This is a genomic window from Sphingopyxis sp. GW821-FHT02C12, from assembly GCF_059421785.1.
The window spans coordinates 2,948,286-2,970,344 of record NZ_JBWKVQ010000001.1 but is presented as its reverse complement, the minus strand read 5'-3'; the positions used below and the strand labels follow the sequence as shown (position 1 = coordinate 2,970,344).

Below are 22,059 nucleotides of genomic sequence, written 5' to 3'. Positions count from 1 at the left end.
TTATTCGGCGGGAACGGGCGCCAGCGGACGGTCCGCGGCGGCGTTGTACGGCGTTTCGGTCATCGGTTTTTCCTCGCGGACCCTGCCCGCGAGCGTCGCCCAGACGTTGAAGACCATCAGCAGGAAGCCGGCGAGATACATCGCTCCGCCTGCGGCCCGGATCAGATACATCGGGTGCATCGCCGCGACGCTTTCGGCAAAGCTATAGACCAGATAGCCGTCGGCCCCATATTCGCGCCACATCAGCCCCTGCATGATCCCCGCCACCCACATCGAGGCGGCGTAGAAAACGATCCCCAGCGTCGCGAGCCAGAAATGCCAGTTGACCATGCGCAGCGAATAGAGGCGCGGGCGCCCCCACAGGCGCGGCACCAGATAATAGACCGCGGCAAAGGTGATCATGCCGTTCCAGCCGAGCGCCCCGGCGTGAACGTGCGCGATCGTCCATTCGGTATAGTGGCTCAAACTGTTGAACGCCTTCACCGACAGCATCGGCCCCTCGAACGTCGCCATGCCATAGAAGGCGAGCGCGACGACCATCATGCGGATGATCGGGTCGGTACGGATCTTGTCCCACGCGCCGTTCAGCGTCATCAGCCCGTTGATCATGCCGCCCCAACTCGGCATCCACAGGATGACCGAAAACACCATGCCCAACGTCTGCGCCCAGTCGGGCAGCGCCGTGTAATGAAGGTGGTGCGGCCCGGCCCATATATAGAGGAAGATCAGCGACCAGAAATGCAGGATCGACAGGCGATAGCTGTAGATCGGCCGTTCCGCCTGCTTGGGAACGAAATAGTACATCATCGCGAGGAAGGGCACGGTCAGGAAAAAGGCGACCGCATTATGCCCGTACCACCACTGCGTCAGCGCATCCTGCACCCCCGCAAAAGCCGAATAGCTTTTTGACCCGAAAATCGTCACCGGAATCGAAAGATTGTTGACGATGTGCAACATCGCGATGGTGACGATGAAGCTCAAATAGAACCAGTTGGCGACATAGATATGCGGCTCGCGGCGTTTGACGATCGTGCCGACGAAGACGATGAAATAGACGATCCAGACGATCGTCAGCCACAGGTCGACATACCATTCGGGCTCGGCATATTCGCGCGCCTCGGTGACGCCCATGACATAGCCGGTGGCGGCAAGAACCAGAAAGAGCTGGTAACCCCAGAAGACGAAGCGAGCGGCGCCGGGAAAGGCGAGCCGCGCGCGGCAGGTACGCTGCACGACATAAAAGCTCGTCGCGATCAAGGCATTGCCGCCAAAGGCGAAGACGACCGCCGAGGTGTGGAGCGGGCGCAGCCGCCCGAAGCTGGTATATTCGATCCCAAGATTGAGCGCCGGAAAGGCGAGCTGCAACGCGATATAGAGGCCGACCGCCAGCCCCGCGACGCCCCAGAAGATGGTAGCGATGACGCCCCAGCGCACCGGATCGTCGTCATAGGCGCCTTCGTCCGCGGGCATCTTCAGCAGCCCGCGCGCCATCCCCGCATAATCGGCGCGTGAGACGCGGAACCACAGCGCGATCATGCAGGTGATCGCGATGATGATCATATGAACCGCAAAGGGCGCGTCGACAGCCAGCGCCGCGAAGACCAGCGCCAGCAGCGCGAGCGCCAGCCAGCCGCCAGCCTTGAAAACCAGATCGTCCATCATCGCGAATCCCTGTTCGGCGCGGCTCCATCCCGCGCGTTCACGATCGTCCATGGCGGTGCGAGCGCCACCGAACATTGACCTGGATCAACGAAAAATGTTGCGGCGCATCAACGGGGCGATTTGCCCCAGAAAAACACCATGCGCGGGCGGTCAGCCCGCGAGGGTCTCCATCGCCGCACGGTCGATAATGACGATCTCGCGGCGCGACGGCAGGTCGAGCAGGCCCGCAGCGCGCATCCGGGTGAGCTGACGGCTCGTCGTCTCGATCGTCAGCCCCAATATGTCGGCGATCTGCTGGCGGCCGAACGGAAGCTCAAAACTGCTCCGCGCGCCGCCGCCGCACCCTTGCCCCGACAAGCGCTCGGACATTTCGAGCAGGAAGGACGCGACCTTCTCTTCGGCTGATTTGCGGCCGAGCAGCATCATCCAGTGCCGCGCGCGGTCCAGTTCGTCGAGCGTGCGGCGCAGCAGCTTGTGTTGCAAATCTGGGTGCGCACAGGCGAAATCGTCGAAACTCTTGCGATTGAAGATGCAAACCTCGGCATCGGTCATCGCGGTGGCGCTGTACGGGCTTTCCTTGCCGAACGGGCGGCCGATGAAATCGGACGGAAAAACGACGCCGACGATCTGTTCGCGGCCGTCAGCGGACGCGACGACCAGTTTCAGCACGCCGTCGAGGACATTGGCCACGACGGGTGCATCATCGCCCTCCCACAACAAGGTATGGCCCGCCTTCACGCGCTGGCGCCGACCCAGCTTGCTGAGCAGCGCCAGTTCGTCGGCGTCGAGGCTTGCACAAATTGCCCGGTTGCGGACGACGCAGGTGGTACAGTCGATCACCCCTCCCCCGTAGTCGACTGCGGCGGTCGTGGGAAGGGACGATGGGTTTGCCGCCATCGCCATGCGCGTCCGGCGCGAACCCGTGACGGGTGCGTCGATCATGCCAGATGGGCGCCGGAAACCGGCCGCACCGCCATCGGGACATAGGCGATCAGGAACAGCAGGAACGCCGCCGTCCACAGCGCGCCCGCGAGCGCGATGACCCGCAAATATTCGAACGGCAGCAACGGCGCGATCACGCGCAGCAGCGTGCCCGAATGGATCAGAACATAGATGAGGACGGTCGCGCGGTCGGCCACGAGCGGGCGACCGGTGTGCCCCCGCGTCGCGCGCGTCATCACCGCCAGCGTCATCGTCCCCATCGCCCCGGCGCCGAGCGCATGGACGGCGCTCGACACGGGCAGGAGCGGATACAGCATCGCGCTCCCCAGCAAGATCAGCCCGACCGGCAGCCAAGCGTAGGAAAGATGAAGGACAAAGACGATCGGGTCGCGCAACGCCTTCAACCCGGCCCAGCGCGTGAGGCGGACTGCCTGAAGCCCGCCCGCGACGATCAGCAATCCCGCCGCGACGGGGCTTGCCGGGCCGGCGACCCACGCCGCGAGCGCGAGCGCGGTCGTTCCCATCGCGATCATGTCGAAACGGTTCGGCATGGTCGGCAGGCCTTCAGTGGCGCCCTGCCGTACCAGCCAGTTGCGCGTGAAGGCGGGGATGATGCGCCCGCCGATGAGCGCGATCAACAGCAGGACCAGCGCAAAGCCCATGTGCATCCCGAGCATCGGATCGGCGAGCGCGCCCATCATCGCGGCGTGATCGAGCGCCGAGGCGGCGGCGAACAGAAAGAGGATGATCAGGATCGGCTTGTTGCGATTGCCCGAGGCGAAAATCTCGCGCGCCGCATAGGCGAGGAGGATAAGGAGATAGAGGCTGTCGAGCGCTGCGCCGATCAGCGGCGGCACCGTCGCCGAAAAGAGGATTGCCAGCCGCGCCGCCAGCCACAGGCCGACCACCGCGGCGATGCGCCACCCTGTCACCGTCGGGCGCCCCGTCCAGTTGGGTATGGCGGCGCTGACGAAGCCGCCGATGATCGCGCCCAGATAGCCGAACAGCATCTCGTGCTGATGCCAGGCGAGCGGCGCCATCGCGGTCGGGAGCGTCCAGCGGCCGCCGAACGCGCCAACCCACAGAATCACGACGAGCGCTGCCCACAACGCACCGCAGGCGAAGAGCAGGCGATAGCCGCCCTGAAGCCAGAGCGGCGCCCCGGCGCCCGAGCCGCCAGCCGCCTCCGTCACGTTCCCGCCTATGGTCATTCCGGCGCGATCGACAGACCAGCGCGCGCCACCACATGGTTCGCCTCGAAAGCCGAGGGGCAGGCAAGCGCCGCGGCGGCCGTCGCCGGATCGCCACCCGCGCTGGCCCGGCAATGGTGCGGCGCCATGCTCAGCCGTCTCGACGGAGAGAGCGCAGGAGAATGCGAAACCATTGGCCGACGGCTTTCGCGACGCCGACGCCGTCGCGGCCAGAGTGGCGCGTACGCCGCACGTCGAGCGGCCCCGATCCGATCACTTCGCCGCATTCCGGGCAGAACATCGTCTATCCTCCATGGGTTTGCCTCGCCTTCCCGCTCTCCGAGATAGCAGAGTAGCCGCCAATGAATTTGCGCTGGATCAAACTTCTCCGCATCCGGTTCGGTGACGCCCAGGGTCAGGACCCGTTGATTTACGTTAATGGCGGTGATTCAGGCTCGCTGCGAGGAGCCTGAATAGAGCCTATTTCTCGGCCATCGCTCTCGCCGCAACCGACATCGTCTGGCGCGTCTAATGTGTCCTGACCCTTGGCCAGCCATCTGCCTGACCCCACAGGATTGGGCCGGCTCAATCCGGGATTGCGCTCTTTGTCTCCAGAATCGTCCATAGGCCAGCCCGGTTGGCTCGGAGATCGGCGAGTGTGTAGCGGTCGAGGACTTGCATGAACGCCGCCAGCGCTTCGTGCAGCACCCCCGTCAGCCCGCACGCCGGAGCAATGATACAGTTCGCGCAATCGACCAGGTCAAAGCCATCCTCGGTATGGCGCACCACGTCCCCGATGTTGATCGCCTCGGGTGCGCGGGCGAGACGGATGCCCCCGAAACGCCCACGCACGCTTTCCAGATAACCGGCGTTCACCAGATCGTTGACGACCTTCATCAGATGATTCTGCGAAATGCCATAGCTTCGCGCGATATCGCCGATCGAAGACAGCCGGTCGTCGGGCTGACTACCCAGATAGAGCAGCACCCGGATCGCATAGTCGGAGTAGCGCGTCAGGCGCATCGCACATTCCTTTCACCGGCTCGTCGCCAATAATATGCATTTCTATTGCATGTTTCAATCGGTCGCCATACATGCGCAATTAATGCATGTTTAATCGAGTCGAGCCGCTTTTCCCATATCCACAGGAGATCCCATGTCACAGCCGCTCAGCGATCGCACCATCGCGCTTGTCAAAACCACCGTCCCGGCGCTCGAAGCGCATGGTCTCGACATCGTCCACGAAATGTACGCGCGCATGTTCGAAAACCCCGAGATCCGCGACCTGTTCAACCAGTCGCATCATGGGGATACGGGATCGCAGCCGCGCGCCCTGACCGGGGCTATCCTCGCCTATGCCGGCAACATCGACAATCTGGCGGCGCTCGCGCCCGCCGTCGAGCGCATCGCCCAGAAGCATGTCGGGCTTCAGATCCTGCCCGAGCATTATCCGCATGTCGGCGACGCGCTGCTCGGCGCGATCAAGGCCGTACTCGGCGACGCGGCAACCGACGAAATCCTGGCCGCCTGGGGGGAAGCCTATTGGTTCCTCGCCAACATCCTGATCGCGCGCGAGGCCCGGGTCTATGGCGAGCAGAAGGCGACGACCGGGGGCTGGAACGGCTGGCGCGATTTCCGTGTCGAGACGGTGACGCGCGAGAGCAGCGTGATCAAATCCTTCACCTTGCGCCCCGCCGATGGCGGCGCGGCCATGGCCTTCAGGCCGGGTCAGTATCTGACCTTCTGGTTCGAGATTCCCGGACATCCGCCGGTCAAGCGCAACTATTCGATCTCGGCCGCACCCAATGGGGAAACCTATCGCATCTCGGTGAAGCGCGAGCCGCAGGGGCTTGCATCGGGCTGGCTTCACGACAGCGTCGATGTCGGCACGATCCTGAAAGTCGCGGCGCCCGCCGGCGAGTTTTTCCTAGGCCAGTCGCCGCAGCGCCCCGTCGTCCTGCTGTCGGGCGGCGTCGGCCTGACGCCGATGGTGTCGATGCTGGAGGCTCTCGTCGAGGGCGGCGGCGATGTCCCCGTCCAGTATATTCATGGCACGCACGATCGCGACACCCACGCGATGCGCGATCATGTCCGCGCGCTGGCGGCGAAGGGGCGTACGGTTCGCGTCATCGACTTCCACCAGACGCCGCTGGCCGATGAGGTGACGGGCCGCGACTATGACCATGCAGGCCTGATCACCGAAGAATGGCTGGTCGCAAACACCCCGGTGGGCGAGGCGGACTATTATATCTGCGGCCCGCGCCCCTTCCTGCGCGCCGCGGTGGCCGGCCTGTCGCTCGCCGGTGTGCCGTCCGACCATATTCACTACGAGTTTTTCGGTCCGGCCGACGAACTGCTCGCCGCCTGAAGAGGAGCTGCCGAAAGATCTGAGGGCCGGCAAAGTCGCCAATTCTTCGAATGGCACGCGGACTCAAATGGCTATTCCGGTGGAGCAGTAGCGTGGGCGCGCCCGCGAAGGCCGGGATGACGGCCAGGTCAATCCCGGCAATAGCCCTCGCCGTCCTTGACGATCAGGCATTCCTTCTTGCCCGCCAGCCATTTCAGTCCGGTTTCGTCACCATTGCCGCGGCGCAGGCTCAATTCCTCGTTGCCGCGCTTGAACTTGATGCCATGCTCGCTGTCGTTGCCGTCATAGGTCCCCTTGGTGTCGAGGTCCGACTGCATCTCCAGCTTGTATTTGCCGGGTTCGCCGGGGGTGATGGTCACGAACATGCCCTCGACCCCCGTCCATTTTCCGGCCCAGCTCGCGAAGCGGTGCGGCGCGGTCGCGGGGTCGGCTTCGGGATCGGTCGCGTCGTCGGCGGGAACGGTTTCGTCCGGGACCACCGTGGTTTCGGTCGGCGCGGGCGCGGGGGCCTCGGCCTTTTCGCAGCCGGCCAGCAACACCATCGCGGTGGCTCCGAACAGGATCATGCTCTTCTGCATCATATATCTCCTTTGCCCTTACAACGCACCGGGGCCGATTAATATCCGGCCAAAATTTCCGCATATTTCTGCGGGTCGACATTGCCCCCCGACAGGGTGACCAGCGTCGCCTTGCCCGGCGACACCTTGCCCGCGAGTACCGCCGCAAGCGCCGCCGCGCCGCCGGGCTCGACGACGAGGTGCAATTTCTCGAACGCCATACGCATCGCATGACGCACTTCCTCGCGCGTCACCACGACGCCGCGGACCCCGCGCGCCTGCAACACCGCGAAATTGATCGGCCAGGTCTCGGGCGTCTGCAGCGCATCACATTCGGTCGGATAGGCTAGGTTCTCGACCGACAAGATCTCCCCCGCCGCCAGGCTGCGGGTGACATCGTCCCAACCCTCGGGCTCGACCGCGATCACCTCGGCCTCGGGACAGGCGAGCGCCAGCCCCGCCGACAAGCCGCCGCCACCGCAACAGGCGATCACCTTGTCGGGGCCATCGATCCCGCGCTCCGCCATCTGCGCGCGCGCCTCGATCCCCGCGGTCCCCTGCCCTTCGATGATCCACGGATCGCCATAGGCATGCACCAGCGTCCCGCCGCGTTCGTCGAGCAGCTTCGTCGCCACCGCGTCGCGCGATTCCGTGACGCGGTCATAGAGCACCACCTCTGCCCCCAGCGCGCGCGTCGCCGCCAGCTTCATCGCGGGCGCGTTGCTCGGCATCACGATCGTCGCCTTGATCCCCAGCCGTTTGGCCGCCCAGGCAACGCCCTGCGCATGATTGCCGCTCGACACGCCGACGACGCCCGCGCTGGCCTGCTCAGGGGTCAGGTCGGACAGCCGGTGCCAGGCGCCGCGAATCTTGAAGGCGCCGACGGGTTGCAGGCATTCGGCCTTGCACCAGATCGTGACGCCGTCGACCTCGAGCGGCAGCAACGGCGTTCGCGGCAGCAATGCAGCGACTTTCGCCGCGGCGCGTTCGACCCCAGCGAGGCTTGGCGCGCGCGCCGGATCGAGCAGGGGTTCGGGGCTTTGCTGTGTCATCGCTTCGTCCTATAGGGCCGGTCATACAAGACAAGCCGCATAGACAGGCGCAGGAGATTTTCATGAGCAAGGTTTTGGTGATCGGCGCAGGCGGCGTCGGTTCGGTCGCGGTGCACAAGATGGCGATGAACCCCGACATCTTTCCGCACATCACGCTGGCGAGCCGCCGCAAGTTCAAATGCGACGCGATCGCCGAATCGGTGAAGGCGCGTACCGGCGTCACCATCGACACCGCCGAGGTTGACGCCGACCATATCGACGCGACCGCGGCGCTGATCCGCCAGGTCGGCGCGACGCATGTCGTCAATCTCGCGCTTCCCTACCAGGATCTCACCATCATGGAGGCGTGCCTGTCGACCGGCGCCCATTATATGGACACCGCGAACTACGAACCGCGCGACGAGGCGAAGTTCGAATATCACTGGCAATGGGCGTATCAGGACCGCTTCAAGGACGCGGGGCTGATGGCGCTGCTCGGCTCGGGCTTCGACCCCGGCGTGACGAGCGTCTTCACCACCTGGCTCAAGAAGCATCATTTCGACCGCATCGACACGCTCGACATCCTCGACTGCAACGGCGGCGACCATGGCCAGCATTTCGCGACCAACTTCAATCCCGAGATCAACATCCGCGAAGTGACCGCGGTCGCGCGCCACTGGGAAAATGGCGACTGGGTCGAAACCCCGCCGATGTCGGTGAAGCAGACATTCGACTTCGAAGCGGTGGGCGAAAAGACGATGTACCTCATGTACCATGAGGAGATCGAAAGCCTGAAAACGCACCTGCCCGAAATCCAGCGCATCCGTTTCTGGATGACCTTTGGCGAGGCCTATATCACCCACCTCAACGTGCTGCAGAATGTCGGCATGACCCGCATCGACCCGGTGATCTACGAAGGCCGCGAGATCGTCCCGCTGCAGTTCCTGAAAGCCGTGCTCCCCGAACCGTCGAGCCTCGGCGAGACCACCAAGGGCAAGACCAACATCGGCGTGATCGCCACCGGCCTCGGCCAGGACGGCAAGGAAAAGACGCTCTATCTCTACAATATCTGCGACCATGAGGACGCTTATGCCGAGACCGGCAATCAGGCGGTGAGCTATACCACCGGCGTGCCCGCGATGATCGGCGCCGCGATGATGGTGACCGGCGCCTGGGAAGGCACCGGGGTGTTCAACATGGAGCAGTTCGATCCCGATCCCTTCATGGACATGCTGAACAATCAGGGCCTGCCCTGGCAGGTCAAGGAATTGGATGCGCCGCTGGATTTCTGATCGCCGCGATCCCAACCCACTTTTGTCATTCCCGCGAAAGCGGGAACCCAGTAGCGACGGCAGAACTGGGTCCCCGCTTTCGCGGGGGTGACGAAGGGCTGTTTTCGATGAAAATTCTTACTGCAGCGTTTGCCCTGCTCGCCGCCCTCGCGCCCCCCGCCGCAGCGCAACCCGACGACGCTTACGCCCCCGCCCGCGCGATCGTCGCCGATATCGGCAAGATCGTCACCCCGAACGGCGTGCAGGAAACCTTCGAGTTCACCCTCGGGGGCGCGCGGCAGGTCGTCAATGTGCGCGGCGCCGACCGCGACAACCCGATCCTGATCTTCGTTCACGGCGGCCCCGGCGCGGTCGAAATGCCTTTTGCCTGGGCGTTCCAGCGTCCGTGGGAGGATGTCTTCACCGTCGTCCAGTATGACCAGCGCGGCGCCGGGCGCTCCTATCCGCTCAACGACCCCGCGACGCTCGCGCCAACGATGACGGTCGAGCGCTACCGCGACGACGCCATCGAACTGATCGAGCTGCTGAAAAAGCGTTACTCCAAGCGCAAGGTCGTGCTGCTCGGCCACAGCTGGGGCTCGATCGTCGGCCTGTCGGTTGCGGTGAAGCGCCCCGACCTGCTCTACGCCTATGTCGGGGTCGGCCAGGGCATCGATTTTCGCGAAGGCGAAAAAGCCGGCATGGCATGGACCCGCGCCAAGGCGGTCGCGGCCGGAAACGCCGAGGCCGTCGCCGCGATCGACGCGCTCGCGCCTTATCCGGCGGGCGACTTCACCATCGCCAAAGCCGACGGCTGGCGCAAATATGCGATTCCCTATGGCTCGCTGATCTATAACAAGCCCGACTTGACCCGGTATTTCCAGACCCCGCGCCTCTCGCCCGAATATAGCGAGGCCGATCGCCAAGCCTGGGGCAAGGGTAGCGAATTTTCGGTGACGACACTCTGGCCGCGCCTCGCCGACGTCAGCTTCCGGCCGGTGAGGAAGATGGACGTGCCGATCGTCTTCCTGCTCGGCCGCCACGACTATACCGTCCCCTCGCCGGTCGCCGCCGACTGGTTCGCCAAGGTCAAGGCGCCCTCGAAGACGCTCGTCTGGCTCGAACATTCGGCGCATATGCCGATGGTCGAGGAGCCGGGGCATTTCTTCGCCGCGCTGCTCCGCGATGTGCTGCCGCTGACGAAGGATAAGAGATGACGCCCTATATCCTGCCGATCTTCCTGCTCGTCATCTCGAACATCTTCATGACCTTTGCCTGGTACGGCCACCTCGGTGACGTCTCGCGCCCGATGTGGCTCGCGATCCTGCTCGCCTGGGGCATCGCCTTTTTCGAATATTGCGTCGCGGTACCAGCGAACCGCATCGGCCACAGCGTCTATTCGACCGCCGAATTGAAAACGATGCAGGAGGTGATCACGCTGATCGTCTTCGCGGGTTTCGCGGTCTTCTGGCTCGGCGAGAAACTGACCGTCAATCACCTCATCGGCTTCCTGCTGATCATGGGCGGCGCCTTTTTCATCTTCAAGGGACCGATTGCCGCATGACGAACATCCGCGTCACGACCGGCGACATCACCAAGGTGGCGACCGATGCGATCGTCAATGCGGCGAACAGCTCGCTGCTCGGCGGCGGCGGGGTCGACGGCGCGATCCACCGCGCGGCCGGACCCGACCTGCTGCACGAATGCCGCCTGCTCGGCGGCTGCAAGACCGGGCAAGCGAAGATCACGAAGGGCTACAGGCTCCCCGCGCGCCATATCGTCCACACCGTCGGCCCCGTCTGGCGCGGCGGCGACCATGGCGAGCCCGGGCTGCTCGCCGATTGCTATCGCCACTCGCTCGCTCTTGCGCTTGCGCATGACTTGAAAACTATCGCTTTCCCCGCCATTTCTACCGGCATCTATGGATATCCGGTCGAAGCGGCCGCCGAAGTGGCGATCGCTACCATCCGGCAGTGGCTCGCGGACCATCCGGAAGCGATCAACGAAATCCAGCTCGTCTGTTTCAACGACGCGGCGCAAAGGGCCTTTGCGACGGCGCTCGACCAATCGGGAAGTGAATGATGGAAACCAGAGCCGGCGATCCCGGGGCCTTTGCCCATTTCGACCTCCACCGCGTCCCCTCGCCCGCCTTCGTCGTCGATGCGGCGAAGATCCGCGCGAACCTCGGCGTGCTGCGCCATATCGGCGACGCGTCGGGTGCGCGCGTGCTCGCGGCTTTGAAGGCCTTTTCGATGTGGTCGCTGGGGTCGACGGTCACCGATTATCTCGACGGCGTCTGCGCCTCGGGGCTCTACGAGGCGCGGCTGGGGCGCGAGGAATATGGCGGTGAAGTCGCGACCTATTGCGCCGCCTACAAGGCCGAGGATCTGCCCGAAATCTGCCGCCTGTCGGACCATCTGATCTTCAACTCGCCCGGCCAGCACGCCCGTTTCCGCCCCTTGCTCGAAGCCGCGCGCATGGCGGGCGAGCGTTTTGACGTCGGCCTGCGCATCAACCCGCTGCACAGCGAGGGCGAGGTCGCGAAATATGACCCCGCCGCGCCGTGCAGCCGGCTCGGCTTCCCGATCGACCAGCTCCACCCCGAGCATATGGACGGCATCGACGGCATCCATATGCACGTGTTGTGCGAACAGGATTTCCCGCCGCTCGCGCGCACCTGGGCCGCAGTCGAGCCCGCGCTCGCGCCCTTTTTCGGCCAGCTCAAATGGATCAACTTCGGCGGCGGCCATCATGTCACCCGCGCCGACTATCAGGTCGACGACCTGATCGCCTTCCTTAAGGGCGTGCACGAGGCCACCGGCTGCGACGTGATGATCGAGCCCGGCGAGGCGGTCGCGCTCGACGCCGGGATCCTGATCGGCGAGGTGCTCGACCTGTTCGACAATGGCATGAACATCGGGATCACCGACATCAGCGCGACCTGCCACATGCCCGACGTCATCGAGGCGCCGTACCGCCCCGCGATGTTGGGCGAGGGAACAGACGGCGCGCCGACCCGGCTCGGCGGCCCTTCGTGCCTAGCGGGCGACGTGATCGGCGACTATCGCCTGCCCGGCGGCGCGGCGGTCGGCCAGCGCTTCGCCTTTCTCGACCAGGCGCATTATTCGATGGTCAAGACGAACACGTTCAACGGCGTCCCGCTGCCGTCGATCTGGCTGTGGGACAGCGAGAGCGACGAGCTGACGCTGATCCGCGAATTCGATTATGCGGATTTCAAGACGCGGCTGAGCTGACGCCTCTTAGAGGATGAAGTCGCTGGCGCCGAGCGGTGCCGTTCCCAACATGGAGACATCGATCATGAAATCGGCGACGCCATCGCCATTGATGTCGCCGCTTACGTGATAGGTCGTTCCCGACCGCGCGCCTTCGTCCCAGGTCCCCATAAATTCGTAGCGGAGCTCGCCCGCGACGCCGCTGAACGCGTTCGTGCCGATGAAGCTGAACGCACTGTCGCCGCCGCCGGTGACCGCGTCGATCAGGCTGAGGTCGATGACGTCGCCATCGGGCGTCGAGAAATAGACACGGTCGATCTGCGTCGTGCTCACGCCCGACGGAATGAAGACATAGCGGTCGGCGCCCGCGCCGCCATCGAGCAGGTCGAGTCCGGGGCCGCCATTGAGCACATCGTTTCCTTCGTTCCCGAGCAGCGCGTCGTTGCCGCCGCCGCCATTCAGCGTGTCGTTGCCCTCGCCACCGGCGAGCAGGTCGTTGCCCGCGCCGCCGATCAGCGAATTGTTCCGGCCATTGCCCTGGATGTTGTTGTCGGCGTTGTTTCCGATGCCCGTCACCGCCAGCCCCGCGCCGCCCCTGAGGTCCAGATCCTCGAGATTGGCGGCGAGCGTGTAGTCGATCGACGAGACGACCCGATCGGTGCCGCCGCCCGCCCCTTCGACGATGACATCAAGCGGGTTGTCGACGACATAGACATCGTCGCCGATGCCGCCGGTCATCGTGTCGGCCCCCGCGCCGCCATCGAGCAGGTCGTTGCCCTCATTGCCGTTCAGCACATCGTCGTCGCCAAAACCGTAGAGCTCGTCATCGCCGCCCGCGCCCGTCAGATCGTCGTCGAACGCGCTGCCGTTCAGGATGTCGTCGCCGGGACCGCCGACGCGCGTCACCCCGCCCAGCGGGATGTTGATGAAATTGGCCTCGCCAAAGTCCGAAACGCGCAGATGGTCGGAGGCGATCAGGCTCTGCGGCTTGAACTGGATCAGCGTCGTATAGCCCCCGGGACCCGCCCCATCGAAATCGGCCTGCAGCAGGACGGTCCCCTGCGTCGATTCGACGAGCCGGAAATGCCCGGTCAGGAACGGGTTGGCCCCGTCCCAGTTGGTGAGCGACGACAGCAGCGGCGACAGGTCGACGACGTCCAGCCCGGTCAGCGACGATTGCCGCGCCACCGTGCCGAAGTCCGAAACGACCAGCCCCGCCTGACCCGCCACGCCCGGCGTCGTATCCATGAAGATGATCTTATCCTGTTCGGGCCCCGCGCCGAGGTCGAGATCGACGCGCCCGCCGCCGCTGTCGCGCAGGATGAAGGTGTCCGCGCCGCCCTCGAGCCTGATCGTCGCGATGTCGTTATGCGCGTTGCGATAATCGACGAGGTCGTTGCCGATCACCGTCGGACTGGGGTCGGCGAAGATGGTAATGCGTTCCGAAAGCGTCGACGGGGTCGCGCGATCGATGAAGAAACTGTCGTTGCCCGCGCCGCCGTCGAACCGGTCGACGCCGCCGCCGCTGCCGGGCGACGCCGGGGAGTCGATATCATAGATTCTGTCGTCGCCGTCGCCGCCCTGAACCGTGTCGGCGCCGCCGCCGGCATAGATGATGTCGTTGCCGTCGCGGCCGATGAGCGTATCGCTGCCGCCATTGCCGTAGAGCATGTCGTTGCCGCCCCCGCCGTCAATCACGTCATTGCCGCGGCCGCCCTTGACCACATCGTCGCCTTCGCCGGCATTGATCCGGTCATTGCCATCATAACCCTCGATCACGTCCGCATCGGGGGTGCCCGAAAGGATATCGTCGCCCGGACCGCCAGGAATGAACGCCATGATGCTCTCCTCACCGACTCTTATGGATAACAGGAGGTTATCGGACGATCCACGCGTGTTCCATCACAAAATCAGGAGGCAATCTCCGCCAGCGCCTGGTGGATGTCGCTGACCACCACCGATCCTTCGCCCACCGAGGAGGCGACGCGCTTCACCGATCCCTTGCGCACATCGCCGATCGCATAGATGCGCGGCCAGCTCGTCTCGTAGCGGCTCGGCATGCGGTCGAGCGCCCAGCCGGCCTTGACCAGTTCGATCGGCGCGATGTCGGTGCCGGTCTTCACGAAACCGCGATCGTCGCACACCATTTCCTTGGGCAGCCAGTTGGTGTTCGGGGTCGCCCCGAGGAACAGGAACAGGAAGCCGCAATCGCAATGATCCTCGGCGCCCGTCTCGCGGCAGCGATAGGTCAGGCCGCCCAGGCGATCCTCGCCGTGCAACGCCACGACATCGGTCGACCCGATGATTTCGATGTTCGGATGTTCCTCGAGCCGTTTGACCAGATATTCGGACATCGTCTCGCGCAGGCTCTTGCGGCGGAAAATGACGTAAACCTTCTTCGCGACGCTCGCGAGATAGATCGCCCCCTGCCCCGCCGAATTGCCCGACCCGACGACGGTGACCTCGGCATTGCCGCACAGCTGCGCCTCCATCGGGGTCGCGCCATAATAGATGCCGCGGCCTTCATAGGCCTCGATGCCCTCGATCGGTAGGCGCTGATACTGCGCCCCGCTCGCGACCACCACCGCGCGGCTGCGCAGCTTGCGGCCATCGGCGAGGTGCAGGCAATAGGCGTCGCCATCGCGCCCGATCTCGGCCGCGCGCACTGGCGACACCAGCCGCGCGCCGAATTTCTGCGCCTGCACCGTCGCCCGCCGCGCCAATTCGTTGCCCGAAATGCCGGTCGGAAAGCCCAGATAATTCTCGATCTTCGACGAGGTGCCGGCCTGTCCGCCGGGCGCGAGCGAATCGAGCGCGATCACCGTCAGCCCTTCGGACGCGGCATAGACCGCCGCCGCCAGCCCGCCCGGCCCGCTGCCCACGACCAGCACGTCGGCGGTCGCGCCGTCGGGCAGCAGGTCGAGCCCGAGCGCCACCGCAAGGCTCTCGGGGGTCGGCTGCACAAGCGGCTCGGTCGCCCCCAGGATCACCAGCGGCAATTGTTCGTCGGTCAGTCCGCGCTCGGCCATCAGATGGCCCGCGACCGGCCCGTCGGCCGGGTCGAACCAGCGATGCGCAACGCCATGTTTCATCAACAGGTCGCGCAGCGCATAGACGCCGCGGTCCATCGCCGCGCCGATCACGATGATCGCGGCGAAGCCGCGGCTGTTGCCGAACTCGCGCCGCGCCGCGAAGACGCGTACGAAGACGTCGGAGAAATGGCTGTTGCCCGCGATCAGCCGCTGGAAATCGGCGTGCGCGATCCGCAGAATATCGCCGTCGGCGCCCATTTCGATCCGCGACGAATGGCGTTGTCCGGTCAGCACCGACAGGTCGCCCGCAAACTGCCCGCGCTCCATCCAGCCGACGCGCTTGGGGCCCTCGTCGGTCGTCGCGAAGATGTCGGTGTGTCCCGACAGGGTGAGGATACAGTCGGGCGCCATCGTCCCCTCGGCGAGGATCAGATCGCCCGCTTTGTGCGATTCGACCGTGCCGAACGCGAGCAGTTCGTCGATCTCGGCATCGGGAAAGGTGTGATTGACGTCGGCGGGTGCGGTCATGCGGCGCGGTCCTTCGGCGGGAGAAGATGCCCGCGATAGCCGGAAACCGCCCCTTTGTCCCCCGGTTACCGTGCGTCAGGCCCGCTTTGGCGCGACTGTTACCGCTGCGTTACAAAATTGCGCGATAGGGTCTTTACAGGGGGGACCCCCCTGCATATATCGCCCTCCGCTGCCCCAGGGGGACTTCCAATAACCGCAAGGCAGCCTCGGATGTTTAACGTATTTTTTGGGGGTCCCTTGAGTTGCACCAGCATCATAGCGCCCACGGGCTGATTCAGGCACTTTCGCCGGTCGAACCTGTCACGCTTGTCCGCCCGCACGCTGCGGCGCGCGCAGCGCGTTTCTTCATCGAGCGATTTCCCGGCACGACCATGTATGCGGTCAAGGCGAATCCGTCGCCCGACCTGCTGCGCGTGCTGTGGGATTCGGGTGTCACGCATTATGACGTCGCTTCGATCGCCGAGGTCCGCCTCGTCGCGCGCACCCTGCCCAAGGCGACGCTCTGCTTCATGCATCCGGTGAAGGCCGAGGAAGCGATTTCCGAAGCCTATTGGAAGCATGGCGTGCGTACCTTCTCGCTCGACACGATGGACGAACTCGAAAAGATCGTCCGCGCGACCGAGGGCGCTCAGGATCTCAACCTGCTGGTCCGTCTCCGGGTTTCGTCCGACCATTCGAAGCTCAGCCTCGCCGCCAAGTTCGGTGCCGAGCCCGAGGATGTCGCCGAACTGCTGATGGCGACCCGCCAGGCCAGCGACGCGCTCGGCATCTGCTTCCACGTCGGCAGCCAGGCGATGACCCCGCATGCCTATGCGCAGGCGATGGAGCGCGTTCGCGCCGCGATCGTTTCGGCGTCGGTGACGGTCGACATCATCGATGTCGGCGGCGGCTTCCCCTCGTCCTACCCGGGCATGGAACCCCCGCCGCTCGGCGCCTATTTCGAAACGATCCACCGGACGTTCGAAAGCCTGCCGATCAGCTATTCGGCCGAACTGTGGTGCGAACCCGGCCGCGCGCTCGCCGCCGAGTACAGCAGCCTGATCGTACGCGTCGAAAAGCGCCGCGGCGACGAGCTGTACATCAACGACGGCGCCTATGGCGCGCTTTTCGACGCCGCGCATGTCGGCTGGCGCTTCCCGGTCACGCTGCTGCGCGAGCCCGAGAGCGACGCCGAAATGACGGCGTTCAGCTTCTACGGCCCGACCTGCGACGACCTCGACCATATGGCGGGTCCGTTTTTCCTGCCGGCGGACATCAAGGCGGGCGATTTCATCGAGATCGGCATGCTCGGCGCCTATGGCTGCGCGATGCGGACCAAGTTCAACGGCTTTGGCGCCGACGAGACCCATGTGGTGAGCGATGAGCCGATGGCCAGCCTCTACACCGGCGAAGCCGAGCCGGAGCGCCGAACCGCGACGGTAACCAAGCTGTTCTGAACCGGACGGCGAACGAAAAAGGAAGGGCCGGCGCTGCGAAGCGACCGGCCCTTTTTTTCAGTCGTGGCGCCGCCATTCGCCGGGCTTCAGATCGCCCAGCGTCCAGTCGCCGATGCGCCAGCGCACCAGCCGCAGGGTCGGGTACCTGACGGCGGCGGTCATCCGCCGCACCTGCCGGTTGCGCCCCTCGGATATCGTCAGGCTGATCCAAGTGTCGGGAATGCTCTTGCGCACCCGGATCGGCGGATCGCGCGGCCATAGGCCGGGGTCGGCGATCGCCTCGGCCTCGGCCGGACGGGTCAGCCCGTCCTTGAGCATCACGCCCCGCCGCAACGCCACCAGCGCCTCCTCGCTCACTTCACCCTCGACCTGCGCCCAATAGGTCTTGGGCATCTTGTATTTCGGGTCGGCGATCCGCGCCTGCAGCCGCCCGTCGTCGGTGAGCAGCATCAGCCCCTCGCTGTCGAGGTCGAGCCGCCCCGCCGGATAGACGTCGGGGACGTCGATGAAGTCCGACAGCGTTTGCCGCGTCGATCCCGCCGTGCTGCGATCGGTAAACTGGCTGAGCACGTCATAAGGCTTGTTGAACAGGATTAGCGTCACGGCATCAGGCTCGCATGAGACTTTGGGCCACGGCCTCGGCGACCTTGATGCCGTCGACCGCCGCCGAGAGGATGCCCCCTGCATAGCCCGCCCCCTCGCCCGCCGGAAACAGCCCGGCGGTGTTCAGGCTCTGAAAATCGTCGCCGCGGGTGAAGCGCACCGGCGACGAGGTGCGCGTCTCGACCCCGGTCATCACGACGTCGGGGTGGTCGTATCCCGCGATCTGACGCCCGAAGACCGGGATCGCCTCGCGCATCGCCTCGACCGCGAAATCGGGCAGGCACGCCGCAAGGTCGGTCGGGGTCACGCCGGGACGATAGGAGGGGATGACGCTGCCTAGTTCCGTCGACGCGCGCCCCTTCAGGAAATCGCCGACGCGCTGCGCCGGCGCCCGATAGTTCGACCCGCCGGCAACAAAGGCGAGCGATTCCCAATGCCGCTGGAAGGCGATGCCCGCGAGCGGATCGCCGGGATAGTCGCGCGCCGGGTCGATCGCGACGACGAAGCCCGAATTGGCGTTGCGTTCGTTGCGCGAATATTGGCTCATGCCGTTGGTGGCGACACGCCCCTCCTCCGACGTCGCGGCGACCACGGTTCCGCCGGGGCACATGCAAAAGCTGTAGACGGTGCGGCCGTTCTTGCAGTGGTGCGAGATATGATATTCGGCCGCGCCCAATATCGGGTTGCCCGCATCGGCGCCGAAGCGCGACTTGTCGATCCACGATTGCGGATGCTCGATGCGGACGCCGATAGAAAAGGGCTTGGCCTCGACATGCACGCCCGCCGCCAGCAGCATCGCGAACGTATCGCGCGCGCTGTGCCCCACCGCCATGACGACGCGGTCGGCCTCGATATAATCGCCGCCGTTCAGATGCACGCCCTGCACCCGGCGTGTGCCGGCACCGTCGGTCGCAATGTCGATCCCGTCGACCTTGTGCTGCCAGCGATATTCGCCGCCCAGCCCCTCGATCGTCTCGCGCAGGCTTTCGACCATCGTCACCAGCCGGAAGGTGCCGATATGCGGATGCGCCTCGGTCAATATCTCGGGCGGCGCGCCCGCCTTGACGAATTCGGTCAGCACCTTGCGGTCGAGGTGGCGCGGGTCCTTGATCCGGCTATAGAGCTTGCCGTCGGAAAAGGTCCCCGCCCCGCCCTCGCCGAACTGGACGTTCGATTCGGGGTGGAGCACCGAACGCCGCCACAGGTCCCAAGTGTCCTTGGTCCGCTCGCGCACCACCTTGCCGCGGTCGAGGATGATCGGCCGGAAACCCATCTGCGCGAGGATCAGCCCGACGAACAGCCCGCACGGCCCCGCCCCAACGACGACCGGGCGCTTGGTGCCCGCAGGCGGCGCGTTGGTGACGAATTTATAGGCGGTGTTCGGCGTCGGCTGGACATTGCGGTCCTTTCGGAAGCGCGCGAGCACCGTGCGCTCGTCCTTCACATTGACGTCGATCGAATAAATCAGTTTGATGGCAGCCTTGTCGCGCGCATCGTTCGCCCGCCGCGCGACGACATATTTCACCAGTTCGCGCGGCCCGATCCGCAGCCGCTTGCAGATCGCGGCGGGCAGGTCCTCGGGCGCATGGTGCAGCGGCAGCGTCAATTCGGTCAGGCGAAGCATCGCCGCCCTCTAGCCCGCATCGGCGGGCGCGCCAATCGCCCTGTCCTAAAAGTCCAGCCCGAGCGCGACAAAGGCATGAAAGCCCACGGCGGCGGCGCCGTCGACAGTCGGCCATTTCCCGGCGGCTAGGCCCGACCGCCGATCGCGCCTATAAGCAGGCGCTCAAATTCCACGACATAAGTGGGAGTCATATGCCGCAGCCCGAACCGAACCCGCCTGCCCAACTGCTGACCGACCGGCGCGTCGCGCTCCCGGTCGCCACCCTCGCGCTTCAAGCGGTTGCCGCCATCTACTTCGTCGTCGACGGCATCGACGACCTGTTCACCGAGGTGCGCCAGGGCATCACCGCGGAGATCGTCATGGAATGCATCGTCGCCTTCGCCCTGCTCGGCGGAGTCGTGATGGGGTCGCGCTACATCCGCCGGATCACCGCCGAACTGCGTCGACAGGACCGGGCACTCGCCGATGCACGCGGCGCGCTCGCCGACCATATCGCGCTGCGCTTCGACGAATGGGGACTGACCCCGGGCGAAGGCGAAGTCGCGCTGTTCGCGCTCAAGGGCTGCGACGTCGCCGCGATCGCCCGGCTGCGCGGCGCGGCGACCGGCACGGTGCGCTCGCAGCTCAGCCAGATTTACGCCAAGGCCGGGGTCAGCAGCCAGGCCATGCTGGTTTCGCTGTTCATCGAGGATTTGCTCGACGCACCGCGCCCCGCATAAACTTGGCCCGCGTGCCAATCGCCTCTTCCGTTTCACTTCGCAATCATTCTATCGTCGCCCAAAGAAACGGGCGGAGGAGAGACGCGGCGTGATTACCGGAACTGTTGCATGACCATGCTCGAAGGCATCCGCATCATCGACCTGACGACGGTCATCTTCGGCCCCTATGCGACCCAGATGCTCGCCGACCTGGGCGCCGAGGTAATCAAGGTCGAGGCGCCGGGGCTGGGCGATATCTCGCGCTACCTCGGCAACGGCATTCCCGACCCGACGATGGGGTCGGTCCACCTGACGGTCAATCGCGGCAAAAGGTCGATCGCGCTCGACCTCAAGAAGGCCGAGGACGCCGCGGTGCTGCGCGACCTGATCGCGACCGCCGACGTGTTCTTCCACAATGTCCGCGGCAAGGCGATCGCGCGGCTCGGCTTCGATTATGACGGCTGCAAGGCGATCAAGCCCGACATCATCTATGTCCATGGCACCGGCTTCGGACAGGACGGTCCTTACGCCGATCTCCAGGCCTATGACGATGTCATTCAGGCCGCGACGGGCACCACCAGCCTTTTACCGCGCGTCGACGGCAACCCGCGTCCGCGCTATTTGCCTTCGCTGATCGCCGACAAGGTCGCGGGCCAATATGGCGCGCAGGCAATCCTCGCGGCGCTGATCCACAAATTGCGCACCGGCGAGGGCCAGGCGGTCGAGGTTGCGATGTTCGAATGTTTCACCAGCTTCATGATGGTCGAGCATCTGCGCGACGACACGCTCGATCCGCCGATCGGCCCGGCGGGGTACCCGCGCCAGCTCGACCGGACGCGCCAGCCCTTCCCGACCAAGGACGGTTATGTGGCGATCGTCCCCTACACCCCCGATTCGACCGCGCGCCTGCTCGCGCTGTTCGGCAGCGCGCCGTTGCTCGGCACCCCGGCGTTCGAGGCGGCGAAGGCGAAGGGAGAGCATATGCAGCTCGTCTACACCGAGATCGCGCACCAGACCCCGGCGAAAACGACCGACGAATGGCTCGCGCTGTTCGCCGAGAATGATATTCCCGCGATGGCGGTGCGCGACCTGCAGGACATTCGAGAGGACCCCCACCTCGCCGCGACGGGCTTTTTTCGCCACCGGACCCATCCCGATGTCGGCGGCTTCTACGAGATGCAGCCGCCGGTGAAATATGGTGCCGCGCCGTCGCGCGATATCGGCTTCGCTCCCCGGATCGACGGCGATGGCACCGCGATCCGGGCCGAGGTGGCGGCGCCGCAAAACCAATAAGCATCGTCATTGCGAGGAGCCGGAGGCGACGCGGCAATCCAGAGCACGCGTAAACCGCTCTGGATTGCTTCGCTTCGCTCGCAATGACGAGTAAGTCTTGCATTGTGGCGGACCAGCCCTAGCATCGTCGCCAAACAAAAGGGGGAAGCAGATGACGCCGAATATTCTCGCGCCGGGCGCGGTGCTGATCCTGTGGACGCTGATCATGCTGGTGTGGGTCGCGGTATCGCGATTCCGCGCGCTGGCGAAGTCGGGGATCGACCTGAAGGCGGCCCCTCCCGGCGGCCGCGGCGGCGACCTCGAAGGCATATTGCCGCCGCTCGCCAACTGGAAATCGCATAATTATACGCACCTGCTCGAACAGCCGACGCTTTTCTATGCGGTCATCCTGATCCTGCACGCGGTCGGCGGTTATCCCGCCTATGTTGTGTGGATCGCCTGGACCTATGTCGCGCTACGCGTCATCCACAGTTTCTGGCAGGCGACGGTGAACCGCATTCCGGTGCGCTTTGCCATTTTTGCCGCGTCGACGTTGTGCCTGCTGGCGCTCGCCTTGCTGGCGGTGATCGCAACTTTGGGTTGAGGGGGAGA

General features: G+C 65.1%; 20 protein-coding genes. 10 read left to right on the top strand and 10 right to left on the bottom strand.

The genetic code is table 11. From position 1 onward, the window contains the following. From ccoN to AC07U1_RS14120, 4 genes are all read right to left on the bottom strand, one after another. A complete protein-coding gene (gene ccoN / locus AC07U1_RS14135) occupies positions 1 to 1,659 on the bottom strand; it encodes a cytochrome-c oxidase, cbb3-type subunit I (RefSeq protein WP_495177447.1) in 1,659 nt (552 codons plus the stop codon). Positions 1,660 to 1,812: 153 nt separating this feature from the next. Next, on the bottom strand, positions 1,813 to 2,502 hold the full coding sequence (locus AC07U1_RS14130; RefSeq protein WP_187141579.1) for a Crp/Fnr family transcriptional regulator: 690 nt from the start codon (positions 2,500 to 2,502) through the stop codon (positions 1,813 to 1,815). Positions 2,503 to 2,600: 98 nt separating this feature from the next. Next, a complete protein-coding gene (locus tag AC07U1_RS14125; RefSeq protein ID WP_495176069.1) occupies positions 2,601 to 3,797 on the bottom strand; it encodes an NnrS family protein in 1,197 nt (398 codons plus the stop codon). Between the two features lie 582 nt (positions 3,798 to 4,379). Next, positions 4,380 to 4,817, bottom strand: a complete 438-nt coding sequence (locus AC07U1_RS14120) for an RrF2 family transcriptional regulator (protein WP_056347773.1) — start codon at positions 4,815 to 4,817, stop codon at positions 4,380 to 4,382. 133 nt (positions 4,818 to 4,950) lie between these two features. Here AC07U1_RS14120 and hmpA point away from each other — a divergent pair, with 133 nt between their 5' ends. After that, positions 4,951 to 6,162: an NO-inducible flavohemoprotein gene (gene hmpA, locus AC07U1_RS14115; RefSeq protein WP_495176070.1), complete on the top strand. Its 1,212-nt coding sequence runs from the start codon at positions 4,951 to 4,953 to the stop codon at positions 6,160 to 6,162. 128 nt (positions 6,163 to 6,290) lie between these two features. Here hmpA and AC07U1_RS14110 read toward each other — a convergent pair whose 3' ends face one another. Both AC07U1_RS14110 and AC07U1_RS14105 read right to left on the bottom strand, forming a co-directional pair. After that, positions 6,291 to 6,740: a hypothetical protein gene (locus AC07U1_RS14110; protein ID WP_187141578.1), complete on the bottom strand. Its 450-nt coding sequence runs from the start codon at positions 6,738 to 6,740 to the stop codon at positions 6,291 to 6,293. 38 nt (positions 6,741 to 6,778) lie between these two features. Next, positions 6,779 to 7,771, bottom strand: coding sequence for a threonine ammonia-lyase (locus tag AC07U1_RS14105; RefSeq protein ID WP_495176071.1), 993 nt, complete (start codon positions 7,769 to 7,771; stop codon positions 6,779 to 6,781). Between the two features lie 62 nt (positions 7,772 to 7,833). On the opposite strand from AC07U1_RS14105, the gene AC07U1_RS14100 reads away from it, so the two are divergent. The 5 genes from AC07U1_RS14100 (at position 7,834) to AC07U1_RS14080 (ending at position 12,275) form a co-directional block, all read left to right on the top strand. Next, a complete protein-coding gene (locus tag AC07U1_RS14100; protein ID WP_495176072.1) occupies positions 7,834 to 9,042 on the top strand; it encodes a saccharopine dehydrogenase family protein in 1,209 nt (402 codons plus the stop codon). Positions 9,043 to 9,149: 107 nt separating this feature from the next. Continuing rightward, positions 9,150 to 10,238 carry an alpha/beta fold hydrolase gene (locus tag AC07U1_RS14095; protein ID WP_495176073.1) on the top strand — a complete coding sequence of 363 codons (1,089 nt, stop codon included), beginning with the start codon at positions 9,150 to 9,152 and terminating at the stop codon, positions 10,236 to 10,238. Next, positions 10,235 to 10,585: a DMT family protein gene (locus tag AC07U1_RS14090; RefSeq protein ID WP_495176074.1), complete on the top strand. Its 351-nt coding sequence runs from the start codon at positions 10,235 to 10,237 to the stop codon at positions 10,583 to 10,585. Before AC07U1_RS14095 ends, AC07U1_RS14090 begins: the two co-directional genes overlap by 4 nt. After that, positions 10,582 to 11,103, top strand: coding sequence for an O-acetyl-ADP-ribose deacetylase (locus AC07U1_RS14085; RefSeq protein ID WP_495176075.1), 522 nt, complete (start codon positions 10,582 to 10,584; stop codon positions 11,101 to 11,103). Before AC07U1_RS14090 ends, AC07U1_RS14085 begins: the two co-directional genes overlap by 4 nt. After that, complete coding sequence (locus AC07U1_RS14080; RefSeq protein ID WP_495177448.1) at positions 11,103 to 12,275, top strand: carboxynorspermidine decarboxylase; 1,173 nt, start codon at positions 11,103 to 11,105, stop codon at positions 12,273 to 12,275. The genes AC07U1_RS14085 and AC07U1_RS14080 overlap by 1 nt, the downstream gene beginning before the upstream one ends. A 6-nt stretch (positions 12,276 to 12,281) precedes the next feature. Here the strand turns inward: AC07U1_RS14080 and AC07U1_RS14075 are convergent, their stop codons facing one another. Both AC07U1_RS14075 and AC07U1_RS14070 read right to left on the bottom strand, forming a co-directional pair. Beyond that, positions 12,282 to 14,093, bottom strand: coding sequence for a calcium-binding protein (locus tag AC07U1_RS14075; RefSeq protein ID WP_495176076.1), 1,812 nt, complete (start codon positions 14,091 to 14,093; stop codon positions 12,282 to 12,284). A 71-nt stretch (positions 14,094 to 14,164) separates the two neighbouring features. After that, positions 14,165 to 15,814, bottom strand: coding sequence for an FAD-dependent oxidoreductase (locus AC07U1_RS14070; RefSeq protein ID WP_495176077.1), 1,650 nt, complete (start codon positions 15,812 to 15,814; stop codon positions 14,165 to 14,167). Positions 15,815 to 16,056: 242 nt separating this feature from the next. Here AC07U1_RS14070 and AC07U1_RS14065 point away from each other — a divergent pair, with 242 nt between their 5' ends. Beyond that, positions 16,057 to 17,250, top strand: a complete 1,194-nt coding sequence (locus AC07U1_RS14065) for a type III PLP-dependent enzyme (protein WP_187141552.1) — start codon at positions 16,057 to 16,059, stop codon at positions 17,248 to 17,250. A gap of 57 nt (positions 17,251 to 17,307) precedes the next feature. Here the strand turns inward: AC07U1_RS14065 and AC07U1_RS14060 are convergent, their stop codons facing one another. Together AC07U1_RS14060 and AC07U1_RS14055 are read right to left on the bottom strand one after the other, a co-directional pair. Then, a complete protein-coding gene (locus AC07U1_RS14060) occupies positions 17,308 to 17,853 on the bottom strand; it encodes a pseudouridine synthase (RefSeq protein ID WP_495176078.1) in 546 nt (181 codons plus the stop codon). A 4-nt stretch (positions 17,854 to 17,857) separates the two neighbouring features. Further along, a complete protein-coding gene (locus AC07U1_RS14055) occupies positions 17,858 to 19,477 on the bottom strand; it encodes an NAD(P)/FAD-dependent oxidoreductase (protein WP_495176079.1) in 1,620 nt (539 codons plus the stop codon). A 191-nt stretch (positions 19,478 to 19,668) separates the two neighbouring features. On the opposite strand from AC07U1_RS14055, the gene AC07U1_RS14050 reads away from it, so the two are divergent. From AC07U1_RS14050 to AC07U1_RS14040, 3 genes are all read left to right on the top strand, one after another. Beyond that, a complete protein-coding gene (locus tag AC07U1_RS14050; RefSeq protein WP_222943122.1) occupies positions 19,669 to 20,196 on the top strand; it encodes a helix-turn-helix transcriptional regulator in 528 nt (175 codons plus the stop codon). Between the two features lie 108 nt (positions 20,197 to 20,304). Beyond that, positions 20,305 to 21,468 (top strand): CaiB/BaiF CoA transferase family protein, encoded by a 1,164-nt coding sequence (locus AC07U1_RS14045; protein WP_495176080.1) that lies wholly within the window; start codon positions 20,305 to 20,307, stop codon positions 21,466 to 21,468. Between the two features lie 151 nt (positions 21,469 to 21,619). Next, positions 21,620 to 22,051, top strand: coding sequence for an MAPEG family protein (locus AC07U1_RS14040; protein WP_056347800.1), 432 nt, complete (start codon positions 21,620 to 21,622; stop codon positions 22,049 to 22,051). Positions 22,052 to 22,059: the final 8 nt, after the last annotated feature.